Annotated in this window: 19 protein-coding genes; 6 read left to right on the forward strand and 13 right to left on the reverse strand. The window is 62.0% G+C overall.

The genetic code is table 11. The annotated features are described in order from the left end of the window. Positions 1-835 precede the first annotated feature (835 nt). The 7 genes from INT12_RS28325 to ctlX all read right to left on the reverse strand — a co-directional run bounded on the left by INT12_RS28325 (position 836) and on the right by ctlX (position 6,723). A complete protein-coding gene (locus tag INT12_RS28325; protein ID WP_029296543.1) occupies positions 836-1,333 on the reverse strand; it encodes an Lrp/AsnC family transcriptional regulator in 498 nt (165 codons plus the stop codon). Between the two features lie 5 nt (positions 1,334-1,338). Next, positions 1,339-2,178, reverse strand: a complete 840-nt coding sequence (locus INT12_RS28330; RefSeq protein WP_046490555.1) for an ABC transporter ATP-binding protein — start codon at positions 2,176-2,178, stop codon at positions 1,339-1,341. 3 nt (positions 2,179-2,181) lie between these two features. Next, positions 2,182-2,895, reverse strand: coding sequence for an ABC transporter permease (locus INT12_RS28335; protein ID WP_046382798.1), 714 nt, complete (start codon positions 2,893-2,895; stop codon positions 2,182-2,184). Further along, a complete protein-coding gene (locus tag INT12_RS28340) occupies positions 2,892-3,593 on the reverse strand; it encodes an ABC transporter permease (protein WP_193040722.1) in 702 nt (233 codons plus the stop codon). Before INT12_RS28340 ends, INT12_RS28335 begins: the two co-directional genes overlap by 4 nt. 106 nt (positions 3,594-3,699) lie before the next feature. After that, entirely contained in the window at positions 3,700-4,479 is a 780-nt protein-coding gene (locus tag INT12_RS28345; protein ID WP_046382800.1) for an ABC transporter substrate-binding protein, read from the reverse strand. Positions 4,480-4,733: 254 nt separating this feature from the next. Beyond that, positions 4,734-5,780: an ornithine cyclodeaminase gene (locus INT12_RS28350; protein ID WP_193040723.1), complete on the reverse strand. Its 1,047-nt coding sequence runs from the start codon at positions 5,778-5,780 to the stop codon at positions 4,734-4,736. A gap of 16 nt (positions 5,781-5,796) precedes the next feature. Further along, positions 5,797-6,723 (reverse strand): citrulline utilization hydrolase CtlX, encoded by a 927-nt coding sequence (ctlX, locus tag INT12_RS28355; protein ID WP_193040724.1) that lies wholly within the window; start codon positions 6,721-6,723, stop codon positions 5,797-5,799. Between the two features lie 250 nt (positions 6,724-6,973). Between ctlX and INT12_RS28360 the strand changes: the two genes are divergently transcribed. Then, positions 6,974-7,867 (forward strand): GNAT family acetyltransferase, encoded by an 894-nt coding sequence (locus INT12_RS28360; protein WP_193040725.1) that lies wholly within the window; start codon positions 6,974-6,976, stop codon positions 7,865-7,867. Between the two features lie 128 nt (positions 7,868-7,995). Here INT12_RS28360 and INT12_RS28365 read toward each other — a convergent pair whose 3' ends face one another. The 5 genes from INT12_RS28365 to INT12_RS28385 form a co-directional block, all read right to left on the reverse strand. Then, a complete protein-coding gene (locus INT12_RS28365) occupies positions 7,996-9,015 on the reverse strand; it encodes a branched-chain amino acid aminotransferase (RefSeq protein ID WP_017847503.1) in 1,020 nt (339 codons plus the stop codon). Between the two features lie 194 nt (positions 9,016-9,209). Continuing rightward, positions 9,210-10,589, reverse strand: coding sequence for a dihydrolipoyl dehydrogenase (lpdA, locus tag INT12_RS28370; protein ID WP_193040726.1), 1,380 nt, complete (start codon positions 10,587-10,589; stop codon positions 9,210-9,212). A 4-nt stretch (positions 10,590-10,593) separates the two neighbouring features. Continuing rightward, positions 10,594-11,862 carry a dihydrolipoamide acetyltransferase family protein gene (locus INT12_RS28375; protein WP_104902827.1) on the reverse strand — a complete coding sequence of 423 codons (1,269 nt, stop codon included), beginning with the start codon at positions 11,860-11,862 and terminating at the stop codon, positions 10,594-10,596. Further along, positions 11,863-12,921 (reverse strand): alpha-ketoacid dehydrogenase subunit beta, encoded by a 1,059-nt coding sequence (locus INT12_RS28380; protein WP_017847500.1) that lies wholly within the window; start codon positions 12,919-12,921, stop codon positions 11,863-11,865. 1 nt (position 12,922) lies between these two features. Next, a complete protein-coding gene (locus INT12_RS28385) occupies positions 12,923-14,158 on the reverse strand; it encodes a 3-methyl-2-oxobutanoate dehydrogenase (2-methylpropanoyl-transferring) subunit alpha (RefSeq protein ID WP_057005599.1) in 1,236 nt (411 codons plus the stop codon). 195 nt (positions 14,159-14,353) lie between these two features. On the opposite strand from INT12_RS28385, the gene INT12_RS28390 reads away from it, so the two are divergent. Both INT12_RS28390 and INT12_RS28395 read left to right on the forward strand, forming a co-directional pair. Then, on the forward strand, positions 14,354-14,836 hold the full coding sequence (locus tag INT12_RS28390) for an Lrp/AsnC family transcriptional regulator (protein WP_017847498.1): 483 nt from the start codon (positions 14,354-14,356) through the stop codon (positions 14,834-14,836). 425 nt (positions 14,837-15,261) lie between these two features. Next, positions 15,262-16,881: a methyl-accepting chemotaxis protein gene (locus tag INT12_RS28395; RefSeq protein ID WP_413468887.1), complete on the forward strand. Its 1,620-nt coding sequence runs from the start codon at positions 15,262-15,264 to the stop codon at positions 16,879-16,881. Positions 16,882-16,912: 31 nt separating this feature from the next. Here the strand turns inward: INT12_RS28395 and INT12_RS28400 are convergent, their stop codons facing one another. After that, on the reverse strand, positions 16,913-17,776 hold the full coding sequence (locus INT12_RS28400) for an MBL fold metallo-hydrolase (protein WP_046382806.1): 864 nt from the start codon (positions 17,774-17,776) through the stop codon (positions 16,913-16,915). Between the two features lie 319 nt (positions 17,777-18,095). On the opposite strand from INT12_RS28400, the gene INT12_RS28405 reads away from it, so the two are divergent. The 3 genes from INT12_RS28405 (at position 18,096) to INT12_RS28415 (ending at position 22,571) form a co-directional block, all read left to right on the forward strand. Next, on the forward strand, positions 18,096-19,271 hold the full coding sequence (locus INT12_RS28405) for a porin (RefSeq protein WP_193040729.1): 1,176 nt from the start codon (positions 18,096-18,098) through the stop codon (positions 19,269-19,271). Between the two features lie 248 nt (positions 19,272-19,519). Continuing rightward, entirely contained in the window at positions 19,520-20,677 is a 1,158-nt protein-coding gene (nosP, locus tag INT12_RS28410; protein WP_102618595.1) for a nitric oxide-sensing protein NosP, read from the forward strand. Next, positions 20,607-22,571, forward strand: coding sequence for a PAS domain-containing hybrid sensor histidine kinase/response regulator (locus tag INT12_RS28415; RefSeq protein WP_079444258.1), 1,965 nt, complete (start codon positions 20,607-20,609; stop codon positions 22,569-22,571). Before nosP ends, INT12_RS28415 begins: the two co-directional genes overlap by 71 nt. The last annotated feature ends 218 nt before the right edge of the window (positions 22,572-22,789 follow it).

Genomic DNA, 22,789 nt, shown 5'->3' on the forward strand with positions numbered 1-22,789 from the left:
CATGTACCTATGTAACTATCCACTGGGTAGGCTAGACAGCGGTGCAAGCCGGCTGTCCAGCACCCAGAAACGTAAAGGATGTCCCCGGTCTCGTTTGTAAAGGATGTCTCCGTCTGTACACCCCGATGGCGGTGTATCAGTCAACTAATTGGTAGCTGACAGATTGCAATCGGGGGCAAGCCGCCTCCCACACTCTTGACCGCGTTCGGTTTCCAGGATGTGGTCGGCTATAAGGCCGCGCCCAAGAGCAGAATGAGCCCTATCTGATCCACGGAGATCCAAATGTGGGAGGGGGCTTGCCCCCGATGGCGGTGTGTCAGTCAACTAATTTGTAGCTGGCAGATTGCAATCGGGGGCAAGCCCCTCCCACACTCTTGACCGCGTTCGGCTTCCAGGATGTGGTCGGCTATAAGGCCGCGCCCAAGAGCAGAATGAGCCCTATCTGATCCACGGAGATCCAAATGGGGGAGGGGGCTTGCCCCCGATGGCGGTGTATCAGTCAACTAATTGGTAGCTGACAGATTGCGATCGGGGGCAAGCCCCCTCCCACAATCTCGACCGCGTTCGGCTTCCAGGATGTGGTCGGCTAATAAGGCCGCGGCCAAGAGCAGAATGAGCCCTATCTGATCCACGGAGATCCAAATGTGGGAGGGGGCTTGCCCCCGATGGCGGTGTATCAGTCAACTAATTGGTAGCTGGCAGATTGCAATCGGGGGCAAGCCCCCTCCCACACTCTTGACTGCGTTCGGCTTCCAGGATGTGGTCGGCTATAAGGCCGCGCCCAAGAGCAGAATGAGCCCTATCTGATCCACATTTGATCTTTGGTGTCTGGGGGTCAGGCCAGTTCGGTGGCGGTGTTTTTGACTACCGCGAGTTCGGGGTGGGCCACCAATTTGTCGATGTGCAATTCATCGTTGTTCAACCAGGTCTCCGTCAGCACTCGGTAATGTTCCATATCCCGGCAACGCATGCGCAGGCTGTAGTCGAACGGCCCGCTGATCAACTGGCATTCGAACACCTGCGGGCAGGCTTTGACGCAGGCTTCGAAGGCCTTTTGCGCCGAGCGCCCGCTCTGGTTGGACAAGGCCACCAGCACCAGCAGCGACAGCCCCGGTGAGACCATCTGCACGTCGATGATCGCCCCGTACCCGCGGATCACCCCGCGCCGTTCGAGCTTGCGCACCCGTTCCAGGCAGGGCCTGGGGGTCAGATGCACCAGCGACGAGAGCTTCTCGTAGGTGATACGTCCCTGATGCCGCAGCACGTCGATGATCGCCTCATCGATGCGATCCAGCGCAGGGGAGGAATGGGGTCCGTTGGCCTTGGTATCCATGGGTTTCACTTCAAGCGGTTGGAAAGAAATTGCTGCAAGCGTTCGCTGTTGGGATGGTCGAGAATTTCGGCACCGCCTTGTTCTTCGACGCGGCCCTGGTGCAAAAACAGCACTTGGCTGGACACCTGGCGGGCAAAGCCCATTTCGTGGGTGACCATCAACATGGTACGACCTTCCTCAGCCAACGTCTGTATGACTTTGAGGACTTCTCCTACAAGCTCAGGGTCCAAGGCGGAGGTCGGTTCGTCGAACAGAATGATTTCCGGTTCCATCGCCAAGGCGCGGGCGATGGCGACGCGCTGCTGCTGGCCGCCGGACAGAAACGCCGGGTATTGATCCGCCACCCGGCCCGGCAAGCCGACCTTGTCCAGGTACAGCCGCGCACGTCGTTCCGCCTCGGCCGCACTCACGCCCAACACCCGGCGCGGGGCCATGGTGATGTTTTCCAGCACGGTCATGTGGCTCCACAGGTTGAAATGCTGGAACACCATGGCCAGGCGTGTGCGCAGGTTCTGCAGTTGCGCCTGGTGCGGTGCGCGGGTGCCGGCGCGGCCCTGGCGCATTTCGATGCTGATGCCGTCCAGGGTGATGACCCCGGCGTCCGGCTGTTCGAGAAAGTTGATGCAGCGCAGCATCGTGCTTTTGCCCGAGCCGCTGGCGCCGATCAGGCTGATCACATCGCCGTTGCGTGCGTTGAGGGAAACGCCCTTGAGCACTTCATGTTCGCCGTAGCGTTTGTGGATGCCTTCGACTTGCAGTTTGACCGCCGCCGTCGCCGCCTTGGCGATAGGGTCTGCGAGTGTATCGACGGGATAAGTGGCCAGGGCCTGCGCGGACTGATTCATGGGTTAGCCTCGGGTAGGAACAAGAAAACGCATCCAGCGACGTTCGGCCAGTCGAAACAGGCCCACCAGTGCAAAGGACAGCAGCATGTAGAGCAGCGCGGCGATACCGAAGGCCTGGAACGTCAGGAACGTCTCGGCATTCGCATCGCGGGCCACCTTGAGGATGTCGGCGACGGTGGCGGTAAACGCCAGCGACGTGGCGTGCAGCATCAGGATCATTTCATTGCTGTAGGCCGGCAACGCACGGCGCAGCGCGGCAGGCACCACCACAAACAGGTTCAGTCGCCAGCCGTGCAGGCCATAGGCGCGTGCCGCTTCGATTTCGCCATGGGGAATGTTGCGGATCGCCCCGGCGAAGATTTCCACGGTGTAGGCACAGGTGTTGAGGACGAACGCCAGCAGCGTGCAGTTCAACGCGTTGCGGAAGAACTGGTTGAGCAGGGCGTTGTCCTGCACCACCTCCAGGCTGTACAGCCCGGTGTAGCAAATCAACAGTTGGATATACAGCGGCGTGCCGCGAAACAGGTAGGTGTACACCTCCACTGGCCAGCGCAGCCAGGCGTGTTCCGAGACGCGGGCGATCGCCAGGGGGATCGATAGGAAAAACCCGAACAGCACCGAGATGATGAACAACCACAGGGTCATCGCCACCCCGGACACACCCGCGCCGTCGCTGTACAGGTAGGCCAGGCCGTATTGCTGGAACAGTTCGATCATCGCGCTATCCCCTTGATGCCGAGGTTGTAGCGCCGTTCGAGACGCTTGAAGATGCGGTTGGAGAGGGTGGTGATCACCAGGTACACCAGGCCCGCGAGGATCAGGAAGTACAGCGGCTCGTTGGTGGTCTTGCCGGCGTTCTGTGCGGCTTTGACCAGGTCGGACAGGCCGATGATCGACACCAGCGCCGTGGACTTGAGCAACACCAGCCAGTTATTGCCCAGCCCCGGCAGGGCGAAGCGCATCAACTGCGGGAACAGCACCAGGCGAAAGCGCTGCCAGCGGCTCAGGCCATAGGCGGTCGCGGCTTCCAGTTGACCGGCCGGCACGCTGAGGATCGCGCCGCGAAAGTTTTCGGTGAAATAGGCGCCGTAGATAAACCCCAGGGTGACCACCCCGGCGGTAAACGGGTCGATTTCAAAGTAGTTCCAGCCGAAGGCTTCGGTCAGGTCGTTCAGCCACAGTTGCAGGCTGTAGAAAATCAGCAGGATCAGCACCAGGTCCGGCACGCTGCGAATCAGCGTGGTGTAGAGCGTGGCCGGCACCCGCAGCCACTTGGCGCTGGAGAGTTTGGCTCCGGCGGCGATCAAGCCCAGGCCAAGGCTCAGGGCCAGTGCGAGGAACGCCAGCTTGACCGTCATCCAGGCGCCCTGGGCGAGCATCGGGCCGTAGCCCTGCAGGTTGAGGAATTCGTTCATGGGGAGATCTCTAAAGGGCGCAGACATACCCCTGGGGGAGCGGGCTTTTGGGGGAGGGGGATTGCCCCCTCCCACACAAGTCTTCTCTCACAGGGGCGGTGTTGGCTTACTCGTTGTAGATGTCTTGATCGCCGAAGTATTTCTTCTGGATCTGGGCGTAGGTGCCATCGGCCTGTACGGCAGCGATGCCCTTGTTGATCAGCGCGCGCAGTTCCTGGTCGTTCTTGCGCAGGCCCATGGCGATGTCCAGGGGCAGCGTCGGGTCCTTGAAGGCCGGGCCGGTCTTGAAGTCGGCGCCTTCGGGCTTGGACAGGAAGTTGAGCTGGGCTTCGAGTTTGTCGGTCAGGGTGGCGTCGAGGCGGCCGTTTTGCAGGTCGGCGTAGTTCTGGTCCTGGGACTGGTACGCCTTGATCTGGGCGCCGAGCTTGGCCAGGTGCGCGCGGGCGTAGGCTTCCTGCAACGAGCCCTGCAGCACGCCGACCTGTTTACCCTTGAGGGATTCCGGCGTGTCGCCGAAGTCGGCGTTCTTGCGGGTGATCACCGAGGTGGGGCTGAGGAACAGGCGGTCGGTGAAGTCGATCTGTTTTTCCCGCGCCGGGGTCACGGCCATGGAGGACATGATCGCGTCGAACTTGCGCGCGCGCAGGGCGGGGATCATGCCGTCGAATTCGTTATGCACCCAGGTGCATTTGACTTCGAGCTTGGCGCAGATCGCGTTGCCCAGCTCGATATCGAAGCCTTGCAGGCTGCCATCGGCGGCGACGGACTCGAAGGGTGGGTATTCGGGGAATACGCCGAAGCGGATTTCTTTCCAGTCTTGGGCGTGGGCGGCGCTGGCGCACAGCGGCAATAGCAACGCAGCGAACAATGAGCGGAGTGGCGTCATGTGGAGTCCCTATATTTTGTAATTGATGTCAGGGCAGTCAAAGGAGCAGCGCGCATTCATTTGCTGACTCTTCGGTCGCGCTCAGAATGCTTCAAGGTGGTGCGTTTTTTGTGTCGTTTACCCCGTGCTCAAAGCGCGAATTGCGCTGTTAAAACAGGCAATGCAGCGGAATCGGCTGCGGCACCCGCTGAATCGGCTTTTGATCGTCGCGGTTCTGGCCTGCCCTCGGCGCAAAGCGGCAGGCCAGAGCGGTTTCAGGCGCGCTTTTTGTGCTGTACGCGCGGAGGTTGGGCCAGGCGTGCGAACAGGTCTTTCGGGTCGGCCAGGTCGGGCACCAGTTCCAGTTCGCTGCCGACGTCCAGCGCCTTGGCCACGTCCAGCACGTAGCGCAGCGCCGAATAGTCTTCGATGGCAAAACCCACCGAGTCGAACAGGGTGACCTGGCGCGCATTCTCGCGGCCGGGCGCCTGGCCATTGATCACTTGCCACAGTTCGGTGACCGGCGAATCGGCCGGCATGTGCTGGATTTCACCTTCGATGCGGCTTTGCGGTTCGTATTCGACGATCACCCGCGCACGCTCAACGATGCGTCGGTCGAGTTCGGTTTTGCCCGGGCAATCGCCGCCCACGGCGTTGAGGTGCATGCCGGGTTCGATCATCTCGTCGGTGAGGATGGTCGCGTAGGCTTTGTCGGCGGTGACGGTGGTGACGATGTCCGCGCCTTTCACCGCTTCGGCCACGTTGGCGGCCAGGATCACCGTGATTGCCGGGAACGCCTTGAGGTTGGCCGCCAGCTTGGCGGTGGCCCTGGCGTCGATGTCGAACAGGCGGATTTCATTGATGCCCAGCAGGGTGTGGAAGGCCAGGGCCTGGAATTCGCTTTGCGAACCGTTGCCGATCAGCGCCATGCTGCGGCTGTTGTCCCGGGCCAGGTAGCGTGCGACCAGGGCCGAGGTGGCGGCGGTGCGAATCGCGGTGGTCAGGGTCATTTCCGCCAGCAGCAGCGGCCGGCCGGTGTCCACATCGCCCAAGGCGCCGAAGGCCATCACGGTGAGCATGCCGGCCTGGGTGTTTTTCGGGTGACCGTTGACGTATTTGAAGGCATACAACGACGCGTCGGACACCGGCATCAGTTCGATCACGCCCTCCGGCGAGTGGTTGGCCAGGCGCGCGCATTTCTCGAAATCCTGCCAGCGCAGGTAGTCGGCGCGGATGTACTCGGCCATCTCGGTGATGCAGGTTTGCAGGCCTTTTTGCGAGACCAGGTAGCTGAGGTCGTTGACGTCGATATAGCGGGTCATGGAGTGGCTCCTGTAGTTATTGGAAGGTGGCACGGGCGGGCAGATGCACTTCCGCGAGCATGCAGCGGGCACTGCCGCCGCCGATGCGTTCGATGTTGTCGATGTTCACCACCACCGGCCGCGTGTGGCGTTCCACATGCCGGCGCTGCGCGGGTTGCAGGGCGTTCCAGGCGCTGGCGGACATCACCAGCAGCGGCTGGCCGTCGCGGTCGTGGACTTCGAGCATGTTGCCGGCGAAGGCTTCCAACTGGTCGAAATCGAGGGCGAGGATGTCCTTGCCGGTGTCGCGCAGGGAATGCTCCAGGGCCTGGCGTTCGTCGGCGTCCGGCAGGGCTTGCAGGCACACCACCGAGAGGTTGCGGCCGACGCTCATCATCACGTTGCTGTGGTAGATCGGCGCGTGGTGGCGGTCGACGGCGTGGAACACGCAGAGCTGATAGTCGAGGCGTTCGGCGAACTGGCGCAGGGCGTCGTGGTGGGTGCGCCCGGAGTGGCAGGCGTAGCTGATCCGGTGTTGGCGGTCGAGCACCATGCTGCCGGTGCCTTCGAGGAAGATGTTCTGTTGTTCGAGATGGCTGAGGTCAATCGTGTCCTTGATTGCAAAACGCTGTTCGAGGACGTGCAGCACGCCCTTGTTGCGCTCCAGTCGGCGGTTCTGGCCTTCCATCGGGTAGAGCACCAGGCTGCCGTCGGCATGGCTGCTCCACCAGTTGTTGGGGAAGATCGAGTCGGGGGTGTGCGGCGCCGGGGTGTCCTGCACGACCAGGACTTCGACGCCATGCCGGCGCAAGGTGTCGACATAGCCGTCGAACTCTTCCAGCGCTTTGTGCTGTGCGTCGATGGGGTCGAGGGGCTGGCGTTGGAAACGGTTGTTGATCGCGGTGTCCGGGTTGAAGGCAAAGCGCGCCGGGCGAATCATCAAGACGGTGTTGGTGGTTTGCATGGGGGCACGAATCCATGGGTTGAGCAGTGGAGCTATTTTGTGCGGGCTGACGGAGGAATCCCGGCTGAAACCGAGGCGGCGCTCAGCCGGGAAAGCTGAAAAGTGGGGTGTGGCAGCCGAATCGGCTGTGCGGGCTGGAATGCGATCAAGCGGTGGCGGATAGGTTGGCTGACGGAGCGCTATCGCAGGCAAGCCAGCTCCCACATTAGTATGGGGGGGGTTGTGGTATCCGAGTCAGGAAGGAGAGTGCATGTCTATCGCCGTTCGTATTGCCCAGGCCGCCGATGCAGATGGGATCAGCCGGGTCATCCTCGCCGCCTTGCACAGCAGTAATGCGCGGGATTACCCGGCGGATGTGATCGCCCGGGTGGCGGGCAACTTCACACCCGATGGGGTGCTCGAACTGCTCCGGCGTCGGTCGGTGCTGGTGGCGGTTCAGGACGAAGTGATCGTCGCCACCGCTTCCCTTGACGGTAATGTGGTGCGCTCAGTGTTCGTCAACCCGGCGCTGCAAGGGCAGGGCATCGGTCGGCTGCTGATGATCGAAATCGAATTGCGCGCCCGCGAGGCCGGGGTGACGGTGTTGAACGTGCCGTCTTCGCTGAGCGCCGAGTCGTTCTATACCAAATTGGGCTTTCACACCGTGCGCGACGTCTACCATGGCAACGAGCGCACGTTGGTGATGGAGAAAGCGCTGTCGTCGCGTCACCCCATCGGCGTCTACCGCGACCGTCTGCACCGGGCGCAGGTGGTTACGTTGTGGCAGGACGCTTTTGGTTATGACACCGCGCACAACCTGCCGACCCTGGCGATCGATAAGAAGCTGGCGGTCAATGACGGGCTGTTCTTCGTGGCGACGGATAAGAACGTCGTGATCGGTACTGTTCTGGCGGGGTACGACGGGCATCGTGGTTGGTTGTATTCGGTGGCGGTGCGCGCCGACTATCGCCGGCAAGGGCTGGGTGCGTCGCTGGTGCGGCACGCGGAGCAGGCCTTGAGCGCCTTGGGGTGTATGAAGATCAACCTGCAGATCACCGGCGGCAATGACACGGTGGTGGGGTTCTACGAGGCGTTGGGGTACGGGGTGGAGCCGAGGATCAGCATGGGCAAGAAGATGGTGGAAAATATCCCGACTCAATCCTGAGAATGATCGCAGATCAAATGTGGGAGGGGGCTTGCCCCGATGACGGTGGGTCAGTCGATACCTCCAGTGACTGACACTCCGCTATCGGGGGCAAGCCCCCTCCTACAGGGTATTGCGGTGTGGCGGGGTTAGACCTTGACGATCCAGCCTTCTGGCGCTTCGACGTCGCCGGATTGCACGCCGGTCAGCTCTTTATAGAGCTTCTGGGTGATCGGGCCGACTTCGGTCTCGCTGTAGAACACGTGCAGTTTGCCCTGGTACTCGATACCGCCGATCGGCGAGATCACGGCAGCCGTCCCGCAGGCACCGGCTTCCTGGAAGATATCCAGTTGGTCGATGAACACTTCGCCTTCGACCACTTCCAGGCCCAGGCGGGTCTTGGCCAGTTCGATCAGCGACATGCGGGTGATGCCTGGCAGTACCGAAGGCGACTTCGGCGTGATGAACTTGTTGTCTCGGGTGATCCCGAAGAAGTTGGCCGAACCGACTTCCTCGATCTTCGAGTGCGTGGCCGGGTCCAGGTAGATGCTGTCGGCGAAGCCGGCTTTTTTCGCTTCGGAACCTGGCAGCAGGCTGGCGGCGTAGTTGCCACCGACCTTGGCGGCACCGGTGCCGTGTGGCGCGGCGCGGTCGTAGCCGGAGATCTGGAAGTTGTGCGGCACCAGGCCGCCCTTGAAGTAGGCGCCGACCGGGATCGCGAACACCGAGAAGATGAACTCCGGCGCGGTACGCACGCCGATGTTGTCACCGGTGCCGATCACGAACGGGCGCAGGTACAGCGCGCCGCCGCTGCCATACGGCGGGATGAACCGCTCGTTGGCACGAACCACTTGCTTGCAGGCGTCGATGAAGGCTTCGGTCGGCACTTGCGGCATCAACAGGCGACCGCAACTGCGCTGCATGCGCGCTGCGTTCTGGTCCGGGCGGAACAGGTTGATCGAGCCGTCCTTGCAGCGATAGGCCTTGAGGCCTTCAAAGCACTGTTGGCCGTAGTGCAGGGCGGTGGAGCCCTCGCTGATGTGCAGCACGTTGTCTTCGGTCAGGGTGCCCGCTTGCCACTCGCCGTTTTTCCAGGTCTGGATAAACCGCTTGTCGGTCTTGATGTAGTCAAAACCCAGCTTGTCCCAATTGATGCTTTCGTTACCCATGACACCCTCTATCTCTGGTCAAGTCGGTTTTTTTCTGAATGGGCGCAACAATACTGCATTCTTGCTTCATGTGGGAGCGGGCTTTTGTGGGAGGGGGCTTGCCCTCGATGAGGGCGCGCCAGTCGGCATATGCGTTGACTGGCCCACCGCTATCGGGGGCAAGCCCCCTCCCACAAAAGCCCGCGGTGAGTTTTTTACAGGTGGAGGGCGTGGCCCAGCGCTCGTAGGGCGGCTTCCTGGACGGCTTCGCCGAGGGTCGGGTGGGCGTGGATGGTGCCGGCCACGTCTTCCAGGCGTGCGCCCATTTCCAGGCTCAGCCCAAAGGCGGTGGACAGCTCGGACACGCCGACGCCAACCGCCTGCCAGCCGACAATCAGATGATTGTCACGCCGCGCCACCACCCGCACGAAGCCGCTTTTCGACTCCAGGGTCATGGCCCGACCATTGGCCGCGAACGGGAAGCTCGACACGATGCAGTCCAGCCCCGCCGCCTTGGCCTCGTCGGGCGACTTGCCGACCACCACCAGCTCCGGGTCGGTAAAGCACACGGCCGGGATCGCCGCCGGGTAGAATTCGCGGTGTTGACCGCTGATCAGTTCGGCGACCATTTCGCCCTGGGCCATGGCCCGGTGCGCGAGCATCGGCTCGCCGCTGAGGTCGCCGATGGCCCACACATTGCGCATGCTGGTCTGGCAGCGGTGGTCGATCCTGACCGCCGCGCCGTGCATCTCCAGGTCCAGCGCTTCGAGGTTCCAGCCCCGGGTGTTGGGGGTGCGACCGACGGCGACCAGCACCTGATCGGTCTCCAGCGACACGGTGTCGCCCTTCGGGTCGCGCACTTGCAGGCGGTTGTGCTCAAAGCCGGTGACGCTGTGCTTGAGGTACAGCTTCACACCCAATTGCTTGAGCGACTCGGCCACCGGCTGGGTCAGCTCGGCGTCGTAGGCCGGCAGGATACGCTCCTGCGCTTCGACCACGCTGACTTCGGCGCCCAGCTTGCGGTAGGCAATCCCCAGTTCCAGGCCGATATAACCGCCACCCACCACAATCAGGCGCTTGGGCACGCGGGTCGGCGCCAGGGCTTCGGTGGACGAGATGATCGGCCCGCCGATCGGCAGCATCGGCAGGTTGACGCTTTTCGAGCCGGTGGCCAGCAGCAGGTGTTCGCACTGGATACGCTGGCCGTCGACGTCGACGGTCTTGCCGTCCACCACCTTGGCCCACCCGTGGATGACCTGCACCTTGTGTTTCTTCAGCAGCGCGGCAACCCCGCTGGTCAGGCGGTCGACGATGGCGTCTTTCCAAGCCACGCTTTTGCGGATGTCCAGGGTCGGCACATCCACTTCGATGCCCAGTTGGGAGCCCTGGCTGTGGTGTACGGTCTGCTGGAACTGTTCGGCCACGTGGATCAAGGCCTTGGACGGGATGCAGCCGATATTCAGGCAGGTGCCGCCCAGCGCCTGGCCTTCCACGAGGATGGTCGGGATGCCCAACTGGCCGGCGCGGATCGCCGCCACATAACCGCCAGGGCCGCCGCCGATGATCAGCAGGGTGGTGTGCAATGTCTGAGTCATGCCCTTACTCCAGGAACAGGCTGGCGGGTTGTTCGAGCAGGCCGCGAATGGCCTGGATGAATTGCGCCGCGTCCATGCCGTCGACCACGCGGTGATCGAACGAGCTGGAGAGGTTCATCATCTTGCGGATCACGATCTGGCCCTTGATCACCATCGGCCGCTCGACGATGCGGTTGACGCCGACGATGGCCACTTCCGGCAGGTTCAGCACCGGCGTGCTGACGATGCCGCCCAAGGCGCCGAGGCTGGTCAGGGTGATGGTCGACCCCGACAGTTCGTCGCGGTTGGCCTTGCCAGTGCGCGCGGCGTTGGCCAAACGCGCGATTTCCTCGGCATTGCCCCACAGGCTGCGTGCTTCGGCGTGGCGCACCACCGGCACCATCAGGCCCACATCGCTCTGGGTGGCGACGCCCACATGCACCGCACCGAGGCGGGTGATGACCTGGGCTTCGTCGTCGTAACGCGCATTGATCTGTGGGAAATCGCGCAACGCCACGACCATGGCGCGCACGATGAACGGCAGCAGCGTCAGCTTGCCGCGTGTCGCGCCGTGTTTTTCATTGAGGTGTACGCGCAGTTCGTCGAGGGCGGTGACGTCGATCTCTTCCACATAGCTGAAATGCGCGGCGCGCCGGGTGGCGTCCTGCATGCGCTGGGCGATTTTGCGGCGCATGCCGATCACCGGGATCTGTTCTTCGTCGTTGCGTTCGGCGTAGGGGTTGGCGGCCGTAGTTTTTTTCGCCGGACTCTGGAGCAAGTAAGCGTCCAAATCTTCGTGCAGAATCCGGCCCGCCGGACCGGACCCCTGCACCAGGCGCAGGGGAATGCCTGCATCCAGCGCATGCTTGCGCACGGCGGGGGAGGCCAGCGGACGCTCGTTGGCATCGCGGGCCACGGGGGCCTGGGGCGCGACGGACGGTTTGAGCGCCAGTGTGCTTTCTACCGCTGGGGCCGGCTTGCTTTGCGCCACCGGCGCAGGCGCCGCCTTGGCCGGTTCAGCCGCCATCGGCACGTCTTTGGTATTGCCCGCGCCTTCCACTTCGATGCTGATCAGCACACTGCCCACGGCCATGACTTCACCCGGCTCGCCGCCGAGGGCAAGTACCTTGCCGTGGACCGGCGAGGGAATGTCCACCATCGCCTTGTCGGTCATCACATCCGCCAGCACCTGGTCTTCGACGACCAGGTCGCCGACCTTCACATGCCAGGCCGAAAGTTCAACTTCTGCGATGCCTTCGCCAATGTCCGGCATCTTGATAACGTGCGTGCCCATTCAGACCTCCATGACCCGTTTCAACGCCGCGCCCACACGGGACGGCCCTGGGAAATACGCCCATTCCTGCGCGTGCGGGTAGGGGGTGTCCCAACCGGTGACGCGTTCGATCGGCGCTTCCAGGTGGTGGAAGCAATGTTCCTGCACCAGCGCCACCAGCTCGGCGCCAAAGCCGCAGGTGCGGGTGGCTTCATGCACCACCACGCAACGTCCGGTCTTTTTCACCGAGTTGACGATGGTTTCCAGGTCCAGCGGCCACAGGCTGCGCAGGTCGATGACTTCGGCGTCGATGCCGGTTTCTTCGGCGGCGACTTGCGACACGTACACGGTGGTGCCGTAGGTCAGCACGGTGACGGCCGAACCCGGACGCACGATCGCGGCCACGTCCAGCGGCACGCTGTAGTAACCGTCCGGCACTTGCGCCTGCGGGTGTTTCGACCACGGCGTTACCGGGCGGTCGTGGTGGCCGTCGAACGGGCCGTTGTACAGGCGCTTGGGCTCGAGGAAGATCACCGGGTCGTCGTTTTCGATCGAGGCGATCAACAGGCCCTTGGCGTCATAGGGGTTGGACGGCATCACCGTGCGCAGGCCGCAGACCTGGGTGAACACCGCTTCGATACTCTGGCTGTGGGTCTGGCCGCCGTAGATGCCGCCGCCGCAGGGCATGCGCAGGGTCAACGGCGCGGTGAACTGGCCGGCCGAGCGATAACGCAGGCGCGCCGCTTCGGAGATGATCTGGTCGCTGGCCGGGTAGACGTAGTCGGCGAACTGGATTTCCGCCACCGGGCGCAGGCCGTAGGCGCCCATGCCCACCGCCACGCCGACGATGCCGCTTTCGGAGATCGGCGCGTCAAACACCCGCGAACTGCCGTACTTGTTTTGCAAGCCTTCGGTGCAACGGAATACGCCGCCGAAATAGCCAACGTCCTGGCCGAACACCACCACGTTGTCGTCACGCTCAAGCATCACGTCCATGGCCGAGCGCAGGGCCTGGATCATGGTCATGGTGGTGGTGGTCATGGCGGTTTCCAATTCGATGCTGTTGTTGTGATCGTTCATGTCAGACCCCCAACTCTTGACGCTGGCGCTTCAAGTGCTCCGGCATCTCTTTGTAGACGTCTTCGAACATGGTCGCGGCGCTTGGAATCTGGCCGCCGGCGAGGGTGCCGTACTGTTCGGCTGCTTTCTGCGCCTTGACCACTTCGGCCTCCAGTTCGGCACTGACCGTCGCGTGTTCCTCTTCGGACCACTGGCCGATCTTGATCAGGTGCTGCTTGAGGCGCGCAATCGGGTCGCCCAGGGGGAAGTGGCTCCAGTCGTCGGCGGGTCGGTACTTGGACGGATCATCCGACGTGGAGTGCGGGCCGGCGCGGTAGGTGACCCATTCGATCAGGGTCGGGCCGAGGTTGCGGCGCGCGCGTTCGGCGGCCCAGGCGGAAGCGGCGTACACCGCGATGAAGTCGTTGCCGTCCACGCGCAGGGAGGCGATGCCGCACCCGACGCCGCGTCCGGCGAAGGTGGTGGCTTCACCGCCGGCGATGGCCTGGAAGGTGGAGATGGCCCACTGGTTGTTGACCACGTTGAGAATCACCGGCGCGCGATAAACGTGGGCGAAGGTGAGGGCGGTGTGGAAGTCCGATTCGGCAGTGGCGCCGTCGCCGATCCAGGCTGAGGCGATCTTGGTATCGCCCTTGATCGCCGAGGCCATGCCCCAGCCCACGGCTTGTACGAATTGGGTGGCAAGGTTGCCGGAAATGGTGAAGAAGCCGGCGTCTTTCACCGAATACATGATCGGCAGTTGCCGGCCCTTGAGCGGGTCGTGCTCGTTGGACAGCAGTTGGCAGATCAGGTCCACCAGCGGCACGTCGCGGGCCATCAGGATGCTTTGCTGACGGTAGGTGGGGAAGCACATGTCGTCGATGTTCAGGGCCAGGGCCTGGGCGCTGCCGATGGCTTCTTCGCCGAGGCTCTGCATGTAGAACGACATTTTTTTCTGACGCTGGGCGACCACCATGCGGTTGTCGAAGATGCGCGTCTTGAGCATGGCGCGCATGCCCCGGCGCAGGATCTCGACAGGCACGTCTTCAGCCCACGGACCGAGGGCCTGGCCCTGGTCATCGAGCACGCGGATCAGGCCCTTGGCCAAATCGGCGGTGTCGGCGGGTTCTACGTCGATGCTGGGTTTGCGCACCAGGCCGGCGTCGGTCAGACGCAGGTAGGTAAAGTCAGTCTTGCAGCCTGGACGGCCCGAGGGTTCGGGAACGTGCAGGCGCAGTGGTGCATACGGCTGGTTCATGGCTTTCTACGCTCGATCTTGTGAATTTCTTGTAGTGGGCGCGCTAGCTGACCGTCATCCTCCGGGTAGGAGAAATCTTGTCCTACAACAATCATAGGCGGGGCGTAGAAGAATATTTATCTGTGTTTCGTTGCGCTCTGGCTCATTTGCGGATAAAAAAACTGCATAAACATAATAAACAGGTGATTTTGTCTCATGCGCAAACTGGACCGTACCGATATCGGCATTCTCAACGCCCTGCAGGAGAATGCGCGCATCACCAACGCCGACCTCGCCCGCTCGGTCAACCTGTCGCCCACGCCGTGTTTCAATCGGGTCAAGGCGATGGAAGAACTGGGCCTGATTCGCGACCAGGTAACCTTGCTCGATGCCGACCTGCTGGGGCTGCACGTCAACGTGTTTATCCATGTCAGCCTGGAAAAGCAGAACGAACTGGCCTTGCAGCAATTCGAAGGGGCGATTTCCGACCGGCCCGAGGTGATGGAGTGCTACTTGATGGCCGGCGACCCGGACTACTTGATCCGTGTGTTGGTGCCGACGATCCAGTCGCTGGAGCGTTTCATGATGGACTTTCTGACCAAAGTGCCAGGTGTTGCCAATATCCGCTCCAGCTTCGCTCTTAAACAAGTGCGCTATAAGACCGCGTTGCCACTGCCGCCGGATGGATTGATGGTCTGAGACAAGGTTCGCGGCGCAACGCAACGCAACTCATGCATTGCTCTTTATTGGCGCGCGCGCTTTTTAGTATTGACACCTGTCAATGTATGTTTTACCTGAGCGCTCTATTGTATCGGCTACGTTCCCCATTCAAGTGGCCGGACAAGTCATGGAGAATCAGCCGCCAAGGTGCCGTGTACCCTACGACTTTAATCTAACTTCGCATTCTAAATATTGCGGCCTGGCCCGATTGACTTCCAACGCGCTTGGGGCTTCAGGCTGGATGAGTTTTGTTGTTTAGCTAAGTAATTAAAAAGAACGGGTTTTTTTCTTGAATCATAAAAATTTCCTTGATCGCTCACGAATTTTTCACGCGTTATTAAACAAATTAGTAGCTATAAGCCACCTAACTAACAATTCCACGTAAAAGGTGAATCGAGATGTCTATGAGATCCCTGAAATTGAATCTACGTACCACCCTTTGTTTCGGAGTGGTTTGCATTCTGTTGTTAATACAAGGGGGCATGACGCTGGTAAAAGTCGATTCCGTCTATTCTTCAACCATCGAGATTGAAAGCAACTGGCTGCCCAGTATTCGCCTGGCCGGAAGAATCGATTCAGCCCTGTTTAAGTTGCGTCTGGAGTTGCGCCGTTTTGCCATGGACAGTGCCCGGCAGGATCAAAGTTCACGGGATAGCCTTCAAAGTATCCGATCGGAGTTGATGAAGATCGCCCAGAGCTACGCTCCCATGGTGTCGAGCCCCGAGGAGCAGGCCAAATATGACGAAATCATGAGCAGTATTGGCACTTACAACCAGAAGATCGACGAGTTTCTGACACTCTCTACCACAGGCTCCTCCGCGCAGATCGCCGCTTATCTGAGCGACGTGCAAACCCCCGTCGCCCTCAAGGCGCAGGACTCGATCAACGACCTGATCACCCTGAACGAGCGCGGCTCCAATGAGGCGGTGCGGATCGCCTCCAGCGAATACAACGCGACTCGTCTGTTTACCTGGGTGCTGATGGGCGCTTCAGTGCTGTTGACCGTGGTCGTCGCGAGCCTGTTTACCCGCAGTATCATTACCCCTGTGCGTGAGTTGCTGGTGTCGACCTCCAAGATCGCCGACGGTGATCTGCGCGTGGCCATCGCCGTCAACGGCAAGGATGAGCTGACGGAGCTGCAACAATCGACTGCCGCGATGCAGATGAACCTCAAAACCACTTTGCAGCACATCTCCGAAGCCTCCGGGCAGTTGGCCTCGGCTGCCGAAGAGATGAGTTCGATTACCCGTGAGTCCAGCGCCGGTATCGAGCGCCAGAGCATGGAAACCGACCAGGCCGCCACGGCGGTCAATGAGATGACCGCAGCGGTGGAAGAAGTCGCGCGCAATGCCGTCTCGGCCTCCCAGTCGACCCAGGACTCCCAACGCTCGGCCCAAATCGGCCAGGAGCGTGTGACCCAGACCATCGCCTCGATTGAAAAACTCAGCGCCACCGTGCAGCAGACCGGTATGGAAGTCGAAGGCCTGGCCAAGCAGGCCCAGGACATCGCACGGGTGGTGGAAGTGATCCGCTCGATTGCCGAACAGACCAACCTGCTGGCGCTGAACGCCGCCATCGAAGCGGCGCGGGCCGGCGAGCAAGGCCGAGGGTTCGCGGTGGTGGCCGATGAAGTGCGGGCGCTGGCCCACCGGACCCAGACCTCGACCCAGGAGATCGAGCAGATGATCGCGAAGATCCAGGTCTGTTCCAACGAGGCGGTGTCGTCGATGACCATGAACCGCAGCGAAGCGGTGGACTCGCTGAAAATCGCCCACGAAGCAGGCCAGGCCATCACCCAGATCACCGAAGCGATTGCCGACATCAACGACCGGAACCAGTTGATCGCGACGGCCTCCGAAGAACAGGCGCATGTGGCGCGCTCCGTCGACCAGAACCTGATCAGCATTCGCGACCTGTCGATCCAGAGTTCGTCGGCCGCCGGGCAAACGTCGATTGCCAGCCACGAACTGTCGAAGCTGGCGATGGATCTCAAGCAGATTGTGGCTCAGTTCTCCATCGCGTGAACCCGCGACGCAGGTGGCCGGTTGAGCGCGTTCAGAGCTGATTGAGCGGGATCTTCAGGTACACCACTCCATTCTCTTCGGGCGGCGGCAGATTCCCCGCCCGCACATTCACCTGGATCGCCGGCAGCAGCAGTGTCGGCATCCCCAGCCCGGCATCGCGCTGGGTCCGCATCTGCACAAACGCCGCTTCATCCACCCCGTCATGCACATGGATATTGCCCGCGCGCTGCTCAGCCACGGTGGTCTGGCACCGGGCCTCACGGCCTTGTGGCGGGTAGTCGTGGCATACATACAGTCGGGTCTGCGGCGGGAAGGCCAGGAGCTTGCGCATCGACGCATACAGCTGGTGTGCATCGCCACCGGGGAAGTCGCAGCGGGCGGTGCCGACGTCGGGCATGAACAGGGTGTCGCCGACCAGGATCAGTTGATCGTCGATCAGGTAGGCCATGTCCGCCGGGGTGTGGCCGGGCACGTGCAAGGCCTGGGCCTTCAAGTTGCCGATAGGGAAGATTTCATCCGGGGCGAACAGGTGGTCGAACTGCGAACCGTCGACGCGAAATTCCGGCTCCAGGTTGAACAGGTGCTTGAACACGTGCTGCACCTTGCTGATGGCCTGGCCAATGGCGATCTTGCCGCCCAACGTCCGGCGCAGGTAAGGCGCGGCGGACAGATGGTCGGCATGGGCGTGGGTTTCCAGCAGCCATTGCACCTGCAAGCGATGTTCGCGCACGTAGGCGATCACCTTGTCGGCCTGGCGTGTGTCGGTGCGCCCGGAGGCCGGGTCGTAATTGAGCACCGAGTCGACGATGGCGCAGGGGCCATCGTCGGCCTCATGCACCACATAGGTGTAGGTCGACGATGCCTCGTCCAGAAAAGCCTGAATCAACGCGGGCATGGGCGGCGGTCCTTGGTGGCGGGCTGCGGGTTACATTCGCGATGTGTCCCACATGGGCTTGGCAGATTAAGGGAAAAAAACGCTGCGAGGCAAAGGGTCGACCTGTAACAGGACATGACGCGGTCTTTCGGCATGTTGTTCAGGGTCGGTCTTACACCCTAAGTGCCGCGTCTGTGAACGGGCCGGTCTTACACCGAATTTGCCGAGCCCCCGCTGCCCGTCCAAAGCACCCTGAAATTGGCGCCAAGGCAGCGTAGGCCGTGGCCTGTCAGCTTTCGATAATCGCCTCCGACATCATGTCCCCGTTGCGGAGCGCACCATGCATAACAATAAGAAACTCCCCCTGCGTCTGTTGCCTGTGTTTCTCGTCGGCCTGGGCCTGAGCCCGTTCGCCAGCGCCGAAATCATGCTGTACGACAAAGACGAAACCACCTTCTCCACCGATGGCTACATCAACGCCTTCTACGTCAACAGCAACGTAGACCGCGCCGGTGACCAATACGACCGCCGCCAGGCCCGGGTGAAGATGGGCTTTTTGCCCAACTACCTGGGCTTCAACATGACCAAGCAGGCCGACGACCTCAAGCTCGGCGCCCGTGCCTCGTTCTGGGTGACCATCAACGACAGCCAGACCAACGGCACCGACACTGCCATCGATGTGCGTCAGTTCTACGGCACCGTCGCCAACCCGGAGTGGGGCGAAGTGCTGATCGGCAAGGACTTCGGCCTGTTCGCCCGCTCCAACATCCTGCTCGACGAATTGCTCGCGGGCTACGGCCAGGTCAGCGACAGCCTCGGTCTGGTCGACGGCGGCGGGGTTTCGTTCGGCAATATCGGCAGCGGCTATCCATACCCGTTCCCGACCTCGCAGATCACCTACCGCACCCCGGTGATGGACGGCCTGCGTGTTGCCGTCGGCATCCTCGACCCGGTCGATACCAACGACAGCAGCCCCCAAGGCAAGGCCTACCAGAAAAACCCGCGTACCGAGAGCGAGATCACCTACCAGTTCGACCTGGGCGGGGCGAAGATCTACAGCTGGCTCAACGGCAGCTACCAGACCTCGGACAACACCGATTCCAACGTCGGCAGCGTCACCTCCAAAGGTGTGGGCTACGGCGTGCAGGCGAAAATGGGCGGCCTGTCCCTGACCGGCTCGGGCTTCCAGGCCAAGGGCATCAACCCGTTCTTCACCAACAATGCCGGCGAAGCGACCCTGCGCAATGTCGACAGCAACGGCTACCTGCTGCAGGGTTCCTACAAATTGGGCAAGAACCGCCTGGCGCTGTCGTATGGCAAGACCAAGGACGACGGCAACGGCGTGGTGGGCAGCGGCGCGGACTATGACACCCGTGGCATTGCGCTGTTTCACGACGTGAACGACAACCTGAAGCTGGTCGCTGAATACAACCAGTTCCAGATCAAGGGGCATGACACCAGCGCACAAAATGAAGACACCGACACCTTCGCCGTCGGTGCCGTACTCACCTGGTAAAACCTGACTGCCCTGGTCTTTAAGTGGTACGCGGTCAAAATGTGGGAGGAGGCTTGCCCCCGATAGCGGTGGTTCAGTTGGCTCATTTGTAGCTGATCCACCACCATCGGGAGCAAGCCCCCTCCCACATTTGATTACCTGCATCCTGAGCGTCTCATCCCATCGCATCCCCCCACCCAGTACCCAAGTAGCATAGGTTCCGCCCCCCCAGCCTTCGTACACTCATGCCTCAGAGCGGAGAGTCGACGATGCACAACCATGAAGGCGTAGTCAGTGCCATGTCTCTGGCCACCGATGCCGGGCAGGCCGCCGAAGAATTGGCCGAGCAACTGCTGCATCCGTACCTGGGCTTCGTGCTGTTTTTCTGCTCGGCTTCCTACGACCTGCAGGCGCTCGGCCAAGCCCTGCAACGTTGTTTCGGCAATGTGCGCCTCGTCGGTTGCACCAGCGCCGGCGAGATCACACCCCAAGGCTACGGGCGCAATTGCGTGACGGCGATGGGCTTTAACCACGCGCATTTTTCGATTGCCACCGAACTGATCGACCAGGTGGAACACTTCAGCCTGATCGACGCCCAGCACATGGTCGAACGCCTGGTGGGCGGCTGTCGCAGCAACACCCTGGCGCCGATCAAGGGCAACACCTTCGCCCTGACCTTGCTCGACGGCCTGTCCAGCCGTGAAGAAATGGTGCTCGCGGCCCTCAGCGCGGCGCTCGGCGATATCCCGCATTTCGGCGGCTCGGCCGGCGACGACAATTACCTCACGCACACCCATGTGTATTTCAACGGCGCGTTCCACAGCGGCGCGGCCGTGGTGGTGCTGGTCAATACCTGGCTGGACTTCGAGGTGTTCACCACCCACCACATTCTGCCGCGTGCGGAAAAACTCGTGGTGACCGGCGCCGACAGCCCGTCGCGGCGAGTGTTCGAGCTCAACGCCGAGCCCGCCGCCGAGGAGTACGCGCGACACATCGGCGTGGCCGTGGCCGACCTCGACCACCGCATCTTCGCCGCGCACCCGCTGGCGGTACGTATCCACGACCAGTACTACGTCAGGGCGATCCAGCAGGTGCATGACGACCTGAGCCTGAGTTTCTACTGCGCCGTGGAAAACGGCATCGTCCTCACGGTGATGACACCCGGGCCGATCCTGCCGAACCTGGTAACCCTGTTCGACGGCCTGCAATCGCGCCTCGGCGAGCTGCTGCTGACCATTGGCTGCGACTGCTTCCTGCGCCGCCTGGAGCTGGAAGACAGCGGCACCCTGGAGCAGATCGGCGGCTTCCTGCGCGACCAGCGGGTGATGGGGTTCAACACCTACGGAGAACAGTTCAATGGCATGCATATCAACCAGACCTTCACCGGCGTCGCCATTGCCCGAGGGCGAGCCCCAGGATCGCAATGAACTGTTGGCCGAGTTGGCGCGACTGCGCCTGGACAACTACAAGCTGACGCGGATCAACGCGGCGCTGATCGAGCGCATCGAGTCCGGGGTGACCCAGGGCAACGACCCCTACACCACGTTCCAGCACTCGGTGGTGCTCGCCGAACAAGTGCGCGAGCGCACCGACGCGCTGAACCAGGCGATGGCCGAACTGCGCGCCAGCAACCACTTACTGATCAACGCCCGCCTGCGCGCCGAAACCCTGCGCCGCGAGCAGGCCGCGGCGCAAAAGGCGCAGGAGAGCGAGCGCTGGATTCGCCTGATCACCGACCATGTGCCGGCGCTGATCGGCTACCTGAATGCCGACCTGGTGTATGAGTTCACCAACAAGGTCTATGAAGAATGGTACTGCTGGCCGCGGGGCATGATGCTCGGCCAGAGCCTGCGCGAAGTCCACAGCGAACAACACTGTCAGCGCCTGGATGCCTACGTCTCGCGGGCGCTGGCGGGGGAGAGCGTGACCTTCGAATTCGCCGAAACCAACATCAACAACCAGGAGCGCTACATGCTGCGCTCCTACGTGCCCAACCGCCTGGCCAGTGGCGAAGTGGTGGGGATCTTTGTGCTGATCCGCGACATCACCGAGCGCCGGCGCACCGCCGAAGCCTTGCACCAGGCCTATCAGAACCTGGAGCTGCGCGTCGCCCAGCGCACCTCGGAACTGACCTCGCTGAACGACCAGTTGCTGCGCGAAATCGACGAGCGCCGCCGCGTGGAATCGCGCCTGCGCGAAGCCAAGCTCGAAGCCGAGCAGGCCAACCTGTCGAAAACCAAATTCCTCGCCGCCGTCAGCCACGACCTGTTGCAGCCGCTGAACGCCGCGCGGTTGTTCACCGGCGCCTTGCTCGAACGCCGCGAACCCCAGGCCAATGAAACCCTGGTGCGCAACGTGAGCAACTCGCTGGAAGACGTGGAAAACCTGTTGGGCACCCTGGTCGATATTTCCAAGCTGGATGCCGGGGTGATCAAAGCCGATATCGCCCCGTTCGCCCTCAGCGAGCTGCTCGACAACCTCGCCGTCGAATTCACCCAACTGGCGCGCAGCGAAGGCCTGGAGTTGCACTTCGTCGGCTGCTCGGCGCTGGTGCGCAGCGATATCCAGCTGCTGGCGCGGATTCTGCGCAACCTGCTGAGCAATGCGATTCGCTACACCTACTCGGGACGCGTGGTGCTGGGCTGTCGCCGCCAGCACCAGCGCTTGTCGATCCAGGTCTGGGACAGCGGCATGGGCATTGCCGAAGATCGCCTGGAGGAAATTTTCCAGGAGTTCAAACGCGGCGATGTGCAGCGGCGCGACCAGGATCGCGGGTTGGGCCTGGGCCTGGCCATCGTGGAAAAAATCGCCGGCATCCTCGGCCATCGCATCACCGTCAAGTCGTGGCCGGGCAAGGGCTCGATGTTCGCGGTGGACGTGCCCTTGAGCGCCACCGCGCCCAAATCGCTGCCGCAGCCGTCCATGAGCGAACCGATGCTGGAGCGCCTGCAAGGCGCGCGGGTGTGGGTGCTGGATAACGACGCAGCGATCTGCGCGGGAATGCGGACCTTACTGGAAGGGTGGGGCTGCCGGGTGGTCACCGCGTTATCGGAACAAGACCTGGCGCGGCAGGTGGACAACTACCACGCCGAGGCCGACCTGCTGATCGCCGATTACCACCTGGACGATGAGCAGAACGGCGTCGACGCCGTGGCACGCATCAACGCCCGGCGCGCCAGCCCGATCCCGGCCATGATGATCACCGCCAATTACAGCAACGAACTGAAGCTGCAGATCCGCGAACTGGGACACACCTTGATGCACAAGCCGGTGCGGCCGATGAAGCTCAAGACCGCGATGAGCCACCTCTTAGGTAAATGACCACCGAACGCTCCTCAAACAGCGATCAAACAGAGAACCAGAGATCCAGAGATCCAGAGATCCAGAGATCCAATAGAAATCCAGAGGTCCAATAGAGATCCAGAGATCAAATGGAGATCCAATGTGGGAGGGGGCTTGCCCCCGATAGCTGACTGTCAGTCACTGCACCTATAACTGATCCACCGCTATCGGGGGCAAGCCCCCTCCCACACAAGCCC

This window comes from Pseudomonas sp. K8, from assembly GCF_014889455.1.
GTDB classification, from domain to species: Bacteria; Pseudomonadota; Gammaproteobacteria; order Pseudomonadales; family Pseudomonadaceae; genus Aquipseudomonas; species Aquipseudomonas veronii.